Below are 14,626 nucleotides of genomic sequence, written 5' to 3' on the forward strand. Positions count from 1 at the left end.
TTGCTCGCTGAGCGGCGAGCTAGATTGGTCTACTCTGAAGCGATGGATTCTGTTGCCCAATCCACGGTGGTAGCTAGCGGCTGGCAAATAGCCAGCACGATCGCATCATCCGCCGCCGTTCTCGTAGCAATAGTTGTGACGATTATCAACTTGATGCATCGGGCAGCGGATAAGGTCGAAAAGAGGCAAGACGAAGAAGCTCGACTACTCTCTCAGGCTCGCCTGGTTGTGATAGCGGAAATCCCTTTTGAGGTAGGCTATACGGACTTCGACGTTAATTCGTACGCCTCGCAAGAGCGCGAGTATTACTCGCGGCGGTTGTCGAATCATGGAGATCGACCGATCCTTGACCTTCATTCAGAATTTTGGATCAAGGATGCGGACGGTAATTACAATTACAATTGCCGCCGCTTCTCTGTAATCCTCGCGGGGAGCGAAAAGACGATGACTATCGGAGTTAACAAAGGCGGAGCACTGAGCGCTTGGCGGTTGCGCTGGACGGATGCAGATGGGCGACAATGGTGTAAGGGGTTAATCGACGCCGATGGGCCGGTTTCGTACAATGGCGAGCTACCCGACGGCATCCCTTCGACGTCTGTATTAGGTTCTGACTGACAGCCTTACGCCAGGAGTCGTGAGAACCGCCCCGAAGCGGGGAGCACCAGACCACGGAGAGAGGGACGCGGCCGGGCTCAACCCGCCCCGGGGGCGGCGGCTATTTGCCGTCGCGGCAGCGAGCGAGCGCGACGGACAGATATTCGGGGTTCAGGTCGACACCGATAGCTCGCCGACCTGCGGCAAGGGAAGCGACGAGCGACGTTCCCGACCCACAGAACGGGTCAAGGACTGTGGAGTGCGCACCACAACCGGGGGCACCGCGGCCGGCGTCGGCCGACGTGGTGTGTGCACCACAATCCGAGGTGAACGACGCGGCCACGCAGCGAGCCGCCAGGCGCAGCGGCATCGGCGCGAAGTGCGCGCCCTTGAAAGGCTGCGTCGGCATGGCCCAGACGTCGCCGGGGTTGTGGCCCCGGTCTTCATGCCCCGGCGGGGGCCACGCGGACGTGATGCTGTTCGCCTTCTTCGGCCCCGGCTTGCGGGCACGCCGAGACGGCGTCCGATCGCCCGTGTACGGCTCGCGGACGGCGTCGAGATTGAACGCGTACCGGTCGGACTTCGCCAGGAAGAACACGTGTTCGTAGACATTGCTCAGCCGATCGGTGCCGCTGTACGGCATCGCGTTGGGCTTGGTCCACACGATGGCATTCCGCAGCCACCAGCCGTCCGCCTGAAGCGCGAAGGCCACCTTCCACGGGACGCCGATCAGGTTCTTGGGCGGTAGGCCCGTCGTGCCCTGCCGACGCGGGCCGGACTTCGAGGTGTACCCGTCGCCCAGGTTCAGCCACACCACCCCGTCATCGGCGAGCACCCGGCGGACTTCGGCGAACGTCGACACCAGCCGGGCGACGTACTCCGCCACCGTGGCTTCCTGCCCGAGCTGCCCGGCCATGCCGTAATCCCGCAGCCCGAAGTACGGCGGGCTGGTCACGACCGCGCCGACCGACCCGGCTTCGAGCGTGCGGAGCACGTCGGACGCGTCGCCCTGGTGAAGCGCGAGCATCTCGTCCTGGTGATACAGGGTCACCTGGCGCTCACCTCCGTTCGTCCAGCGCGGGAAGACCCGCCACGGGGAGCAGACGACAAGGGCCGAAAGCCCGAGAGGTGAGCGCTCGACCCGTGGCGGGCCTGGAATGGCTGCCTAACCCCCTGTTCACGGGGGTTTCAGGCACGTTTTCGAGGGGTTTTCACCCTGTTTCGGGCAGCACGAGGCCCGCCCGTGAGCAGGCAAAACGCAGGCTCACGGGCGTGTTTGTGCTGGCCAAAAATCGGACTCGCACTCAGGGCGCGTCCAGAAAGGGGCCGGGGTGATCTACGGCGCCCAGCGTGCCGAACTTTAGAACCGCTCCCCGTCGAGGGTCGCAAGGTTGGTCCGTTCGGCCGCTATCCGTTTCGGCGTCGATGAGCTGCCATAGATACATGGCCCTCCAGTGAAGGGCCACGCTTCATTTTGAGGCGTGGTTCATCTGGAGGTAGCGCATGGTTGGGCTGGAGCAGCTAGGCATCGGCGGTGGAGTTGTCGCCGTAGCAGTGCCTCTCGTGCGCGCCTTGGTGGTCGCCAGTATCAGCCTGTGGTCCCTGAGACAGGACGAAGCAGGCCGCAAGCACGCGCTTGCCCTCATTCGTGCGCTGAAGTGGACCATGCCCTTCAGACGGCGGTCAGGGTGAATCATCGCCGAAGGATCCTCCGAACGTTCTCGCCCTCGGTCTTGTCGGCATGGCACCCGACACAGAGCACCTGGACGTTGCCGGGCTCGTCACGGCCGCCGTCCCGCAGAGCAAGGACGTGGTCGACCTGGACACCGCGAGCCGGGAACACACGGCCGCAGCTTGCGCACCGTGCCCGACCTGCCCGGTTCACAGCGCGGCGAACAGCCTGCCGCACCCGGTCACCAGCGGCCCGGCGGTGGTCACCCCCGCAGCGTTCGCAACGGGTACCCCCAGGAACAGCCACCCCCGGGCAGGTCATGCACGCTCGACGCAGCACAGCCACCCCCGGGGGTCGGTGTTCGGTCTCTACATAGATCAGTGGCGGGAGGGGGACATCACGCCCCGCCTGCCCGCCACCGTGTCGAACGTGTCGATTCGAGCCCGTTTACCGAACCTTCTTAGAGAGAGAAGCCATATAGAGAAGCTAGAAACCACTTCACTTCGACACGTTCGACACCGTAGCCCGCGTCACGGCCTTACGCCGCTGCGGCCGCCTCCGCAACGGACCTTGGCGTGTGAGGAGAATCGGCAGGCTTCGGTTCGCCAACCCACCAGAACCCGAGACGGTCCAGCGACGGGCGGACGCCCCGTGTCGGCGGCTTCCGCACCCACACGTGTTCAAGGACCAGCGTGAGCATCTCTCGCTTCGAGACAAGAGAGCTACCTACCCACGCCGCTTGCATCTCGTCAGCTAGTTCCAGGAAGCTGACATCCAACGCCCCGTTTGGTATCGAGGCTAGTTCTTGTTCGAGTTCGTCAAGGCGGGCGTTGCTCTGTTCGTAACGCCGCTTGAACCTGTCCTCTCCGCGCCTTCCTCCGAACAATCCCTTCAGCTTCTCGTCCTCAAGCGTTTCCAGGAAACGCTCTTCCTCCGCTATCGCTGCCTCAAGCTCAGCGCGCCGCGCCGCGCGGTTCGGATGCTTGAGGTCCGCCCAACGTTCGGCCATGGCAACGGCGCTTGGGTCATCGGGGCTCAACGCTGCCAGCCTGGTCAAGACGGCTTGCTGTACCAAGGTTTCGAGTCCAGGGGCAGCCATGCTGTTGCCGGGGCATTGCCGTACACGACGGCCGCCCGATTCTCCGAGAACACAGCGGTAGCGCGCCTTCCACTGGCCCTTTTTTCGGAAGGGCTCGTACATCATCTTGGCCCCGCATTCGCCGCAGCGCGCGAAGTCGGCCAAGAGATACTTTGCGTCCCTTCGCTTGTGCGTCCATGAGCGTGAGGTACGCCCTTGTTCCGCCCACGTCGTGCCCGGGTTGGTCTTGCGGCGCCTCGAACCGTTCGGCCCGAACAGCTCGACTAGTCGAGCATGTTCCTCCAGAGAAACGATCCCTTCGCCGACCCGCACAGGCTTACCGGTCTCGCTGTGCCGGTAGATCTGGTCCTCATACGGCATGTAGCCCGCGAGCGTCGGCGATGTGATGATCTTGCGCAGTGTTTGCCATGCCCAGCGGTTGACGCTGTCGATCGGCTTCGCCCGCAGCTTCGCCGCCTTGAGCGGCTCGCCCTTGGCTTCGAGCCGTGCTATGCGCTCCTTGCGAGTCGCCCATCGTGGCGAGTCGAACTTCTGATCGTTCATCCACGTGATGACTCGTTGGCCTGACTGTCCGGCAAACAAGCGGTCGACAGCTTCCCGCAGCATGGGGGCCTCCACCGGGTGCTTCACAAGCTTTCGGTCATCCGTCACGAGGGAGCCGCACGGACGCGCTCCAAGCCAACGTCCGTTGTCGCGCTCGTAGACGCGTAGGTCACCGACGCGTGTCGAGGTGCTCCGAGACTCCTCACGCGCTTGGTGGGCGGCGAACGAAAGTTGAAGCTCCCATCCGATGTTTTCGGAGTCGATGCCGTCCGCGATGGAGATAAAGCGACATCCCGTCTCGTAGACAACTCGGATGATCTCCGACGCCTGCGGGATACCTTGCCGGGTCGCGCGGTCGACCTTGAACACGATCAAGACATCCACGCGGCGTGCGCGAAGATCCGCCAACGCTTGGTCAAATCCGGGCCGTACGACGTGGGCGTGGTAGCCGGACTTGTCTTCGTCCTTACGGACGACGATGTCCGTTGCACCGATCAACTCAGCTCGCGCGGTGCACTTGATCTCTTGGCGCGGGATAGACGTAGTGGTGTCCGTAAGATCTGAAATTCGCAGGTACAGGCAAGCCCGTAGGCGCCTCTCACGCTGCGCAATTGCCGTCATGCTCGCTCCCTCCCGTACGCCCTGTTCAGGGGCGGGTAGGGCGTGCACGGGGACACGTGTGGTGTTCCGCGACTCGTGCACCCGCGAGTACATCCGGATCGTCAAGCGCGCGTGGACCTCGTCGGAGCCGTTCGACCACGAAGGCGAGTACTACCGCTTCGCCGACTTCGTCAGCGACATCCGTCCGGTCCAGCAGCCGAGGCCGAACGTGTCGTTCGGCGGATCGTCGCCGGCCGCGTACGCCGCCGGTGGCGCCGAAGCCGACATCTACTGCCTGTGGGGCGAGCCGCTCGCGCAGACGGCAGAGCAGATCGAAGCCGTCGCCAAGGCCGCGAAGGCGGCGGGCCGCGGCGAGGTCCCGCGCATCCAGGTCGCGTTCCGCCCGATCATCGCGCCCACCGAGGAACTCGCCTGGGAGAAGGCGTATCGCACGGTCGGCGCGATCAAGGAACGCACCGCGGGCGGTCAGCCGCTGACCCGGCGCCACCGGCTGACCGATCCGGAGAACACCGGTTCCCAGCGGCTGCTCGAGATCGCCGAGCGCGGCGAGCGGTTCGACCGCGCGCTCTGGACGCCGACCGCGACCGCGACCGGCGGCGCGGGGAACTCGAACGCGCTGGTCGGGACGCCGGAGACGGTCGCGCAGGCCTTGCTGGACTACTACGACCTCGGCGTCGACATCCTGTCCGCGCGCGGCTACGACATGCTCGGCGACACGATCGACTTCGGCCGCCACGTCATCCCGATCGTCCGCGAAGAAGTCGCGAAGCGTGACGCCGAACGGACAGCCACCGGCACACCGGCGCCGGACGCGCTCGCCGTCGACGGGTGATCAAGAGGTTCTTGATCACGATTACCGAACGTCTGCGATCGGAAAACTTCGGTAGCAGGCGAGATACCGGCGAAAGAACCTAGAGATTCACCAACGCCACACGAGACACTGACCCCGGCAACTCACTTATCGTGACTAGGTGGTGACGACTAGCCCCCGCAGGTCTCCACCTGGTCACCGGTGCAGTACGGTCTGCACACGAAGCCGGGGAGAAAAGCATGGCACCACCGTCGGCCCGGGTCACATTCCGCGAGGTTTTCGGCGTTCCCGAATTCCGAGCGCTGTGGTTCGGGGAGCTGTTGTCGATCGCGGGCGACCAGCTCGCCAGGGTGGCGCTGTCGATCCTGGTGTTCACCGGCACGAATTCCGCGACGCTCACCGGTCTGACGTACGCGCTGACGTACGCGCCTTCACTGCTCGGCGGCGTCTTCCTCACCGGCCTCGCCGACCGCTTCCCGCGCCGCAGCGTGATGGTCACCGTCGACCTGATGCGGGCCGCGCTGATCCTGCTGGTCGCGATCCCGGGGCTGCCGTTCTGGGCGATGTGTGTGCTGGTCGGCGCGGTTTCCCTGCTGAACCCGCCGTTCAAGGCGTCCCAGCTGGCGCTGCTGCCGCAGGTGCTCGAGGGCGACCGGTTCGTGGTCGGCATGGGCATCCGCAGCATGACCGTCCAATCGGCACAGTTGCTCGGCTTCGCCGGCGGCGGCGCGCTGCTCACCGCGCTCGACCCACGACTGGCCCTGGTGCTCGACGCGGTGACCTTCGTCCTTTCGGCGGCGTTCGTCCGGTTCGGCGTCCACGCGCGGCCCGCCGCGGCGCCGAGCAAGGAAAAACGCAAGTCGTTCTTCGCGAGCCTCGGCGCGGGTGGCCGGATCGCGTTCGCCAACTCCGCGCTGCGCACGCTGGTGATCTTCACCTGGCTGATGGGCCTGCTCCCGGTCTACGAGGGGATCGCGGCGCCCTACGTCTCGGCGTCGGGCGGTGGCCCGCAGGTGATCGGCCTGCTGCTGGCGGCCGACCCGATCGGGAGCGTCATCTTCACCTTCGTCTACACCCGGTGGGTGCCCGCGCGGGTGCGGCCGAAGCTCATCGGACCACTGTCCGCGCTCACCGCTGTTCCGCTGTTGCTCTGTTTCCTGCAGCCGGGGCCGGTCGTGTCGATCGTGCTGTTCATCGTGTCCGGCGGCTTCGGCACGGTGGCGTTGCTGCAGGCCACGGCGTCCTTGACGCTCGCGGTGCCGGACGAGCACCGGGCGCAGGCGATGGGCCTGTCCAACACCGGGCTGACCACGATGATGGGCATCAGCCCGCTGATCGGCGGTATCCTCGCCGATCAGGTCAGCGCCCAGACGACCGTCGGCATTTTCGGGGTCGCCGGGATCGTGCTGACGGTGCCGTTGGCACTCGCGTGGCAGCGGGCCGTGCTCGCGGAGCCGAGCCGCTGGATCGATGAAGAAGCCGCACGCGCCGAACACGCCTAACGTGCCCCGCGCGTGAGGCTCTACCTGCGCGACCTCTGCGGTGCGCTTGCGGTCACTGGTCTTTGCCGCGCATCGCTGGCCACCCTTCACTCCGGCGTCAGGGAAAAAGTACACACTCAAAGCCCTTGTGGACAGGCGGCGAACGGGCTGAAACTGTGCGTGAGTGTTTTGTAACCGGACACCCGCGCAAGGGGTTGGGGGAAAAATGGTCACATCGGGGGAACACACTGGACAACGAGTGATTTCTGGTGTTGCCGAGTGGGCGCTGTGGTCACGGCCGCGCCGCTGGATTGCCGCGACACTGAGCGCACTGGCCGTGACGCTTGTCTGGACCGCAGTCAGCACGCTGGTGATTCCGGTCACGTGGAAGCATGTCGGACTCTTCGCGCTGCTGGCCGCGCTCGCGGTGACACAGTCCGAAGTCACCCGCCGTATCGAGCGCCAGCGCCGCATCCTGAGCAATGGCCCCCACGTCAACATGACGTCGGTGTGGCTGCTCCCCGGCGGCCTGCTGCTGCCCGCCCACCTCGTCGCCGCGCTCGGCGTCGTCCTGTACGTCTACATGGCACTGCGTAGCTGGCAGGGCATCCGCCCCGCGCAGCCGCACCGCGTCGCGGCCAACGCGACGACGATGATCCTCTCCGGATGTACGGCAGGGCTCGTGGGGGATTTTCTGCCCGCCACCAACGGAGTCACGATTGTTTGCGCCGCCGCGCTCGCCTTCTTCGTCGTCAACACCGCGCTCACCGGTCTCGGCCTCTACCTCGCCGAGCCCGAATCCGCGACGCCTGAATCATGCCTCGGCGGAATGGACGACAACCTGCTCGAACTGTCCACTTTGTGCGTCGGCGGCCTGCTCGTGATGGTGCTGCAGAACGAGCCGCTGCTCTCGGTGCTGGTGATCCTGCCGCTGTACGTGCTGCAGCGGTCCGTGCTGGTCAAGCGGCTCGAGGAACTGGCGACCACGGACCAGAAGACGCAACTGCTCAACGCCACGACCTGGCAGGACGGTGCGCAGCGGGAGATTTCCCGCGCCGAGCGCGAGGGGGGCGGTTTCGGCGCGCTCATGATCGACCTCGACCACTTCAAGCGCATCAACGACACCTACGGCCACCTCGCGGGTGACGACGTCCTCAAGGCGGTCGCCGCGGTGGTGAAGGCCGAGACCAGGGCGCACGATCTCGTCGGCCGCTTCGGCGGTGAGGAATTCGTCGCGCTCCTGCCCGCGACGTCCAAAGAGGACGCCATCGTGACGGCCGAGCGGATCCGGCAGCGGGTCAGCGAACTCGTTATCGACACCAGGACCAACGAGGGCGAAACGGTGGCGATCCAACGCCAGACGGCGTCGATCGGCGTCGCGTCGTATCCGCTCGACGGGTCCAGTGTGGAGGAGGTGATGGCGTCCGCCGACGCGGCCGTTTACGCCGCCAAACATGGCGGACGCAATCGCGTGGTCGGCTCGGTCGCGTCACCCGCACTCGCCGCGGTGGCTTGATCTCAAGTCTCTGAAGGCCACCATGAGGGCGTTCAAGTCCCTCATGGTGGCCTTCAGAGCATTGTGACCCGGGGGCGCGTCAGGCGAGGCCGGTGGCTTCGGCGGCGGCCGGGTCGGAGTCGGTCAGGAACTGGCGGCAGCGGTCGTACTCCTCGGATTCGCCGATCTTGCCCGCGGCACGGGCCAGCGCCGCCAGCGCGCGCAGGAAGCCCTGGTTGGGGCGGTGCGACCACGGCACCGGGCCGAAGCCCTTCCAGCCGGCGCGGCGCAGCTGGTCGAGGCCGCGGTGGTAGCCGGTGCGGGCGTAGGCGTACGCGGCGACGGCGTCGTCCGCGTCCAGGGCCTTCTCGGCCAGCGCGGCCCACGCCTCGCTGAAATACGGGTGCTCCGCGGCGACGGTCGCCGGATCGGTCCCGGCGGCCAGCGCGGCCTGTGCGGCGGTGTGCTCGGGCAGCAGCGTCGGCTCGGGGCCGAGCAGGTTGGCGTGCGTCATACCCGCCATTCTGCCCAGACCCTCACCGGCCTAGAAGAAGAGACTCCCGAGCACGCCGCCACCGGCGAGCACGAGCGCGGCGATGACCACCGCGGCGACAACACGTTTGGGCATCATGGCCGGACACCATGCCGTCCCTGGCGGGTCCGAGGCAAATCCGCCACCCCTACGGGTGAACCCTGGTTTTCGCGGTATCTGCCACGTTTTCCGCCCGGACGTCCGGATGAGCAGGGATGATGGCCCCCATGACAAAGGCAGGAGACGTCACCGGGGCCCTCGGACCGGACGTCGTTCCCCGCGGTCCGATCGGGAAGACGAAGCTGTTCTTCCAGCGGCACTGGCACCGCGGCGCACCGGGCACGCCGACGCCGGACTGGGTGCTGCGCTTCTGCTACGGGATGTGGCTGGCCGCGTTCGCCTTCAAGCTGCTCGGCTCGTCGTGGGACATGTCGTGGCATTTCATGTGGCTGCGGGACGACCTCGCCCCGCCCCACCTGATCAACACCGTCGGCACCGTGATCATCCTGGTGCTGGTGGCGATCCACAGTTACACGGGCATGGGCTGTGACAAGCGCTCGCTGCGGCTGATGCAGATCGGGCTCGTCGTGTTCCTGGTCGCCGCGCCGCTCGACGTCATCAACCACCGCGTCAACGGCCTCGACCTGACCGCGTGGAGCCCGTCGCACATGATGCTGTACCTGGGCACCGGCATCATGCAGGCCGGGGTGCTCGACGGTTGGCTGAAGCTGTCGAAGCCCGGCAGGTTCCGCACCGGCGTGCTGCTCGCGCTGTGGGCGTTCTTCCTGGAGAACACGTTCTTCCCCAACGGCCAGCAGGAGTACGGCATCCTCGGGCTGCGGGCCTGGGAGCGCGGGACGCCGGAGGCCGAGCCGACGCTGCTGGACTTCGCCGCGAACCAGATCGGCCACCCCGTCGACCGGACGGCGGTCCTGCACTTCACGATGCCGATCCCGGAGTGGGTCTACCCGCTGTGGGGCATCGGCGTGATGGCGCTGATCCTCGCGCTCGCCCGCAAGACCGTCGGGACCCGCTGGGCGGCGACGACGGTCGCGGCCGCGTACGTGGCCTACCGCGCGGTGATGTGGCCGCTCCTGCTCGGCATGGGCTTCCCGGTGTCGACCGTGCCGTTCTACCTGCTCGCGGTCGGCCTCGCGATCGACGTCGCCTACCGCATCGGCCGCGAGCACGTGCTGCTCACCGCCGGGATCGGCGCCCTGCTGGTCACCGCGTTCGGCTACGGCGCGCTGTGGCTGCAGGCGCAGTTCCGGCCGTGGATCCTCGGCGACGCGCACACCGAGTCCGCGCCACCGCTCGCGTACTGGACGGCAGGGGTCGCGCTCGTCGGCGTCTTCGCGCTGTGGGCCGCCGCGACCAGGCTGCCCGCGCTCCGGCTCCGCAAATAGCTGAAGGGGACTTTCGTCGCATGCGATGCGAGGAAAGTCCCCTTCAGCTCGTCTAACGCGAGGAACGTCCCCTTCAGCTCAGCTTGTTGCCCGCCGAGCCGAGGGACTGGGCGGCCTCGACGACGCGGGCGGCCATGCCGGCCTCCGCGGCCTTGAGGTAGCTGCGCGGGTCGTAGACCTTCTTGTTGCCGACCTCGCCGTCGATCTTCAGCACGCCGTCGTAGTTCTTGAAGAAGTGGTCCGCGATCGGGCGGGTGAACGCGTACTGCGTGTCGGTGTCGACGTTCATCTTCACCACGCCGTACGACACGGCCTCGCGGATCTCCTCCGGCAGCGAACCGGATCCGCCGTGGAACACCAGCTCGAACGGCTTCGACCCGGCCGCGAGGCCCAGCTTCTTGGCGGCCGCTTCCTGACCGCCCTTGAGCACGTCCGGGCGCAGCTTGACATTGCCCGGCTTGTACACGCCGTGCACGTTGCCGAAGGTCGCGGCCAGCAGGTAGCGGCCGTTCTCGCCGGAGCCGAGCGCGTCGATCGTCTTCAGGAAGTCACCCTCGGCGGTGTACAGCTTCTCGTTGATGTCGTGCGCGACGCCGTCCTCTTCACCGCCGACGACGCCGATCTCGACCTCGAGGATGATGTTCGCGGCGGCCGCCTTGGCGAGCAGCTCCTGGGCGATCTCCAGGTTCTCGTCGAGGTCGATCGCCGAGCCGTCCCACATGTGCGACTGGAACAGCGGGTGCTGACCGTTCTTGACCCGCTCCGCCGAGATCTCGATCAGCGGCCGGACGAAGCCGTCCAGCTTGTCCTTCGGGCAGTGGTCGGTGTGCAGGGCGACGTTGACGTCGTACTTGGCGGCGACGACCTGCGCGAACTCGGCCAGCGCGACCGAGCCGGTGACCATGTCCTTGACCTTCTGGCCGGACGCGAACTCGGCGCCGCCGGTGGAGAACTGGATGATGCCGTCGCTCTCCGCCTCGGCGAACCCGCGGATCGCGGCGTTCAAGGTTTCCGACGAGGTCACGTTGATGGCCGGGTAGGCGAACTCGTTCGCCTTGGCCCGGTCGAGCATCTCCGCGTAGACCTCGGGGGTGGCGATGGGCATCGTTGTCCTCCTCGGAAGGGCTCTGGCTCTCGGGCGCATCGTACGAGGTGGACCGGCACGGCACACCGGTCCCATGGCCTCGCCCACATCATCCCGCAGCGGCCCGCAGCAGCTTCAGGTCGGGCTTGCCGACGTCGGTGAGCGGAATCTCGTCGACCAGATGCAGCGCGTGCGGTGCGTACATCGCCCCGAGCCGCTCGGTGACGAACTCGCGGACCTCCTCGATCGTGAGCGTCCGGCCGGGCGCCGGCGACACCGCGACGTGGATGCGCTCCATCCGGTCCTCGTCGGATACGCCGTACACCGCGACCTGCGCGACAGCGGGATGCCCGAGCAGAACCTCTTCGAGTTCGCCGGGGTACGCGTGCCCGCCGACCACGATGATCATGTCCTTGATCCGCCCGCTCAGATGCAGATAGCCCTCCTCGTCCAGGAAGCCGACGTCGCCGGTGTGCACCCAGCCGTCGCGGAACACCTGGGCGGTCAGCTCGGGATTGCGCCAGTAGTGCGTCGCGCTGGACGCGGACTTCACGCAGACCTCGCCGCGCTCACCGGCGGGGAGATCCCGGTCCCGCTCGTCCCGGATCGCCACCTCGATACCGGGCAGGGGTCGTCCCGCGGTTTCGAGCAGCTCGGGCCGTTGGTGTTCCTCCGGGCTCAACAGCGCGATGCCGCCCGCCTCGTTGGTCCCGTAGGCCTGGGCCAGCACCGGCCCGAACCGCTGCATCGCGGTCTTGATCCGCTCCGGTGAGGCGGGGCAACCGCCGTAGTTGATCTGCCGCAGGCTGGACAGGTCGTGCTCGTCGATCGCCGGGTGGTCCATCAGCGCGTAGAGCAGCGGTGGCAGCACGATCAGGTCGGTGGCCCGATACCGCTCGATCGCCTCGAGCACCTTGCCCGCGTCGAACCGGGAGAGCAGCACGAGCCGACCACCGGCCAGGATGATCGCGTCGGCGCTCTGCCCGGCGATGTGCGCGAGCGTGGTGCAGACGAGCTGGACGGTGTCGGGGCTGATGTAGGTGCTCATGAACTCGACGATTCCGGCGTGCGTGCGGAAACTCCACGGGATCCCCTTGGGGTGCCCGGTGGTGCCGCCGGTGTGCCGGATGCAGAACACGTCCTCCTCGCCGACCGGATGCGGCGCCACCGGTGTCGCGTCCGCGCCTGAGGCGAGCAGGTCGTCGAACGTGAGCTCCATCGCCGGGTGCTCGCCGAGTTCCTTGGCGCGGACGGCGAGATCCGGGTCGACGAGCAGCACATCAGTGTCCACATCGGACACAATGGCGGTCTGGACCGACGGCGCGATCCCCTCGTACAGGTTGACGACGCGGGCGCCGAGCAGGCTGACGGCGTACCGCGCGGCGAGCATTTCGACCCGGTTGGCGGACAACGTCGTCACGGTCGAGCCCGGTCCGACGCCGTGCGCGGCCAGCCCGCGCGCCATCCGGTGGACGAGCGCGGCCAGCTCGCCCCGGCGCACCTCGGTGCCGTCGGGCCGGACACACACCACGGTGTCCGGCTCGACGGCGAGGGCGGCGAGGATCGAGGCGACGTAGTTACCGGTCATGGGTTCCTCCCTGGTTCAAGATCACGAACCAGGGTGGACCTTCAAGTAAACTTGAACTCAAGGAATTCGCCGCCATACGACGGAAAATTCCGCCAAGGCCGCCCGAAAGGACGTTATCCCGCTTTCGCGCGCAGGAGTTTCAGGTCGGGTTTGCCCGCGTCGGTGAGCGGGATCTCCTCGACCACGTGGACCTCGTGGGGCGCGTACATCGCCCCCAGCCGCTCGGTGACGAACTCGCGCAGCTCACCGAGTTCGGCGGTTTGCCCCGGTTTGGGCACGATCGCCGCGTGGACCCGTTCCGTGCGGTCCGCGTCGGCGACGCCGTACACCGCCACCGCGCCGACCGCGGGATGGCCGAGGAGGACCTCCTCCAGTTCCACCGGGTACACGTGCCCGCCGACCACGATGATGATGTCCTTGATCCGCCCGGCCAGGTGCAGATAGCCCTCCTCGTCGAAGAAGCCCACGTCGCCGGTGTGCACCCAGCCGTCCCGCCACACCCGCGCGGTGGCCTCGGGATCGCGCCAGTACCCGAGCCCGCCCAGCGGTGACCGGACGCAGATCTCGCCGGGCTCGCCGGCCGGCAGATCACGGCCTTCCGGGTCGCGGATGGCGATCGTGGTGGCCGGATGCGGTTTTCCCACGGTGGCGAGCAATTCGGGGCGGGCGTGTTCCTCGGGGCCGAGGAAGGCGATGCCCCCGGCCTCGGTGGCGCCGTACACCTGCAGGAGAACCGGGCCGAACCTGTCGACGGCTTCGGCGAGCCGACCGGGGGAAGCCGGGCATCCGCCGTAGCCGATCTGCCGAAGACTGGACAGGTCGTGCTTGTCGACCGCCGGGTGGTCCATCAGCGCGTAGAGGTGCGGTGGCAGCACGAGGAGATCGGTGACGCGGTACCGCTCGACCGCCGCCAGCACGGCGGCCGCGTCGAACCCTTGCCGCAGCACGAGTTCACCGCCACTGACGAAGACGGCGTCGACGATGGAGCCCGCCATGTGCCCGAGCGGCGTGAAGACCAGCTGGACCTTGCCGGACTCGGGCGACACCGACCTCGCGAAGTCGACCAGCGCCAGCGGGGACCGGAACGGCAGCACGATTCCCTTGGGATGTCCCGTGGTCCCGCCGGTGTGGCGGATACTGAAGATGTCATCCGGGGAGACCGGATACGGCTCCAGCACGGTGGAGGCCGCCGCCTCGGCGAGAGCGAGCAGATCGGCACCTGGCGAACCGGGCCCGAAGCCGAGCACCGCCTTGACCGGCGCCGTCGCCAGGATTTCGGTGACGGTGGCGGACAACGCGGGATCGGCCACGAGCAGGTCGGTGTCCACATCGGACACTATGACGGCCTGGGTCGCCGCGGCGATGCCCTCGTAGAGCGACACGACACGGGCGCCGAGCAGCCCGGCGGCGTAGCGCGCGGCGAGGACTTCGGCGCGATTCGGCGACAACAGCGTGACGGTGGCGCCCGGACGGACACCGTGCTCGGCGAACACGCGGGCGAAGCGGTAGATCAGCACGGCGAATTCACCACGCGTGAAAGTTTCGCCGCCGTCCTGACGGCTGACCACGCGATCCGGATCGGTGGCGAGCGCGGCGAGGATCGGTTCGACGTAGTTGTCGGTGGACAAGATCGCAGCCTCCCAGTCTGGTCCTGCCCACCAGTCTGCTCTGGCCGCGTCCCCCGCCGCCAAACCGTTTCC

General features: G+C 67.2%; 11 protein-coding genes and 1 pseudogene. 5 read left to right on the forward strand and 7 right to left on the reverse strand.

Annotated elements, in window-relative coordinates; genetic code table 11:
* The first annotated feature begins 42 nt into the window (after window positions 1-42).
* Entirely contained in the window at window positions 43-615 is a 573-nt protein-coding gene (locus ACFWX1_RS05935; protein ID WP_378384293.1) for a hypothetical protein, read from the forward strand.
* Between the two features lie 100 nt (window positions 616-715).
* Here ACFWX1_RS05935 and ACFWX1_RS05940 read toward each other — a convergent pair whose 3' ends face one another.
* From ACFWX1_RS05940 to ACFWX1_RS05950, 3 genes are all read right to left on the reverse strand, one after another.
* On the reverse strand, window positions 716-1,645 hold the full coding sequence (locus ACFWX1_RS05940) for a DNA-methyltransferase (RefSeq protein ID WP_378384295.1): 930 nt from the start codon (window positions 1,643-1,645) through the stop codon (window positions 716-718).
* A gap of 642 nt (window positions 1,646-2,287) precedes the next feature.
* Window positions 2,288-2,587 carry an HNH endonuclease gene (locus ACFWX1_RS05945; protein ID WP_378384297.1) on the reverse strand — a complete coding sequence of 100 codons (300 nt, stop codon included), beginning with the start codon at window positions 2,585-2,587 and terminating at the stop codon, window positions 2,288-2,290.
* 217 nt (window positions 2,588-2,804) lie between these two features.
* Window positions 2,805-4,529, reverse strand: a complete 1,725-nt coding sequence (locus ACFWX1_RS05950) for a recombinase family protein (RefSeq protein ID WP_378384299.1) — start codon at window positions 4,527-4,529, stop codon at window positions 2,805-2,807.
* Window positions 4,530-4,596: 67 nt separating this feature from the next.
* Here ACFWX1_RS05950 and ACFWX1_RS05955 point away from each other — a divergent pair.
* The 3 genes and pseudogenes from ACFWX1_RS05955 to ACFWX1_RS05965 all read left to right on the forward strand — a co-directional run.
* Window positions 4,597-5,361 (forward strand): annotated as a pseudogene (locus ACFWX1_RS05955) (LLM class flavin-dependent oxidoreductase); the annotation flags it as partial.
* Window positions 5,362-5,579: 218 nt separating this feature from the next.
* Window positions 5,580-6,842, forward strand: coding sequence for an MFS transporter (locus ACFWX1_RS05960; RefSeq protein ID WP_378384301.1), 1,263 nt, complete (start codon window positions 5,580-5,582; stop codon window positions 6,840-6,842).
* A 205-nt stretch (window positions 6,843-7,047) separates the two neighbouring features.
* On the forward strand, window positions 7,048-8,337 hold the full coding sequence (locus tag ACFWX1_RS05965) for a GGDEF domain-containing protein (protein WP_378384303.1): 1,290 nt from the start codon (window positions 7,048-7,050) through the stop codon (window positions 8,335-8,337).
* Window positions 8,338-8,416: 79 nt separating this feature from the next.
* On the opposite strand, the gene ACFWX1_RS05970 is transcribed toward ACFWX1_RS05965, so the two are convergent.
* Complete coding sequence (locus ACFWX1_RS05970) at window positions 8,417-8,830, reverse strand: DUF3151 domain-containing protein (RefSeq protein WP_378326224.1); 414 nt, start codon at window positions 8,828-8,830, stop codon at window positions 8,417-8,419.
* Between the two features lie 245 nt (window positions 8,831-9,075).
* Between ACFWX1_RS05970 and ACFWX1_RS05975 the strand changes: the two genes are divergently transcribed.
* A complete protein-coding gene (locus ACFWX1_RS05975) occupies window positions 9,076-10,254 on the forward strand; it encodes a hypothetical protein (RefSeq protein ID WP_378384305.1) in 1,179 nt (392 codons plus the stop codon).
* Window positions 10,255-10,327: 73 nt separating this feature from the next.
* Here the strand turns inward: ACFWX1_RS05975 and fbaA are convergent, their stop codons facing one another.
* The 3 genes from fbaA to ACFWX1_RS05990 form a co-directional block, all read right to left on the reverse strand.
* Window positions 10,328-11,359, reverse strand: coding sequence for a class II fructose-bisphosphate aldolase (gene fbaA / locus ACFWX1_RS05980; RefSeq protein ID WP_378326227.1), 1,032 nt, complete (start codon window positions 11,357-11,359; stop codon window positions 10,328-10,330).
* An 88-nt stretch (window positions 11,360-11,447) separates the two neighbouring features.
* Window positions 11,448-12,926, reverse strand: coding sequence for a class I adenylate-forming enzyme family protein (locus ACFWX1_RS05985; protein WP_378384307.1), 1,479 nt, complete (start codon window positions 12,924-12,926; stop codon window positions 11,448-11,450).
* 113 nt (window positions 12,927-13,039) lie between these two features.
* Window positions 13,040-14,554 (reverse strand): AMP-binding protein, encoded by a 1,515-nt coding sequence (locus ACFWX1_RS05990; RefSeq protein ID WP_378384309.1) that lies wholly within the window; start codon window positions 14,552-14,554, stop codon window positions 13,040-13,042.
* Window positions 14,555-14,626: the final 72 nt, after the last annotated feature.

The organism is Amycolatopsis sp. NPDC059021, from assembly GCF_042739895.1.
Lineage (GTDB): Bacteria > Actinomycetota > Actinomycetes > Mycobacteriales > Pseudonocardiaceae > Amycolatopsis.

What these genes read in the sequence shown, in the direction of transcription:
- ACFWX1_RS05935 (WP_378384293.1), top strand. Translation starts at nt 43, where the DNA reads ATGGATTCTGTTGCCCAATCCACGGTGGTAGCTAGCGGCTGGCAAATA.
- ACFWX1_RS05945 (WP_378384297.1), bottom strand. Translation starts at nt 2,587, where the DNA reads ATGACCTGCCCGGGGGTGGCTGTTCCTGGGGGTACCCGTTGCGAACGC.
- ACFWX1_RS05950 (WP_378384299.1), bottom strand. Translation starts at nt 4,529, where the DNA reads ATGACGGCAATTGCGCAGCGTGAGAGGCGCCTACGGGCTTGCCTGTAC.
- ACFWX1_RS05960 (WP_378384301.1), top strand. Translation starts at nt 5,580, where the DNA reads ATGGCACCACCGTCGGCCCGGGTCACATTCCGCGAGGTTTTCGGCGTT.
- ACFWX1_RS05965 (WP_378384303.1), top strand. Translation starts at nt 7,048, where the DNA reads ATGGTCACATCGGGGGAACACACTGGACAACGAGTGATTTCTGGTGTT.
- ACFWX1_RS05970 (WP_378326224.1), bottom strand. Translation starts at nt 8,830, where the DNA reads ATGACGCACGCCAACCTGCTCGGCCCCGAGCCGACGCTGCTGCCCGAG.
- ACFWX1_RS05975 (WP_378384305.1), top strand. Translation starts at nt 9,076, where the DNA reads ATGACAAAGGCAGGAGACGTCACCGGGGCCCTCGGACCGGACGTCGTT.
- fbaA (WP_378326227.1), bottom strand. Translation starts at nt 11,359, where the DNA reads ATGCCCATCGCCACCCCCGAGGTCTACGCGGAGATGCTCGACCGGGCC.
- ACFWX1_RS05985 (WP_378384307.1), bottom strand. Translation starts at nt 12,926, where the DNA reads ATGACCGGTAACTACGTCGCCTCGATCCTCGCCGCCCTCGCCGTCGAG.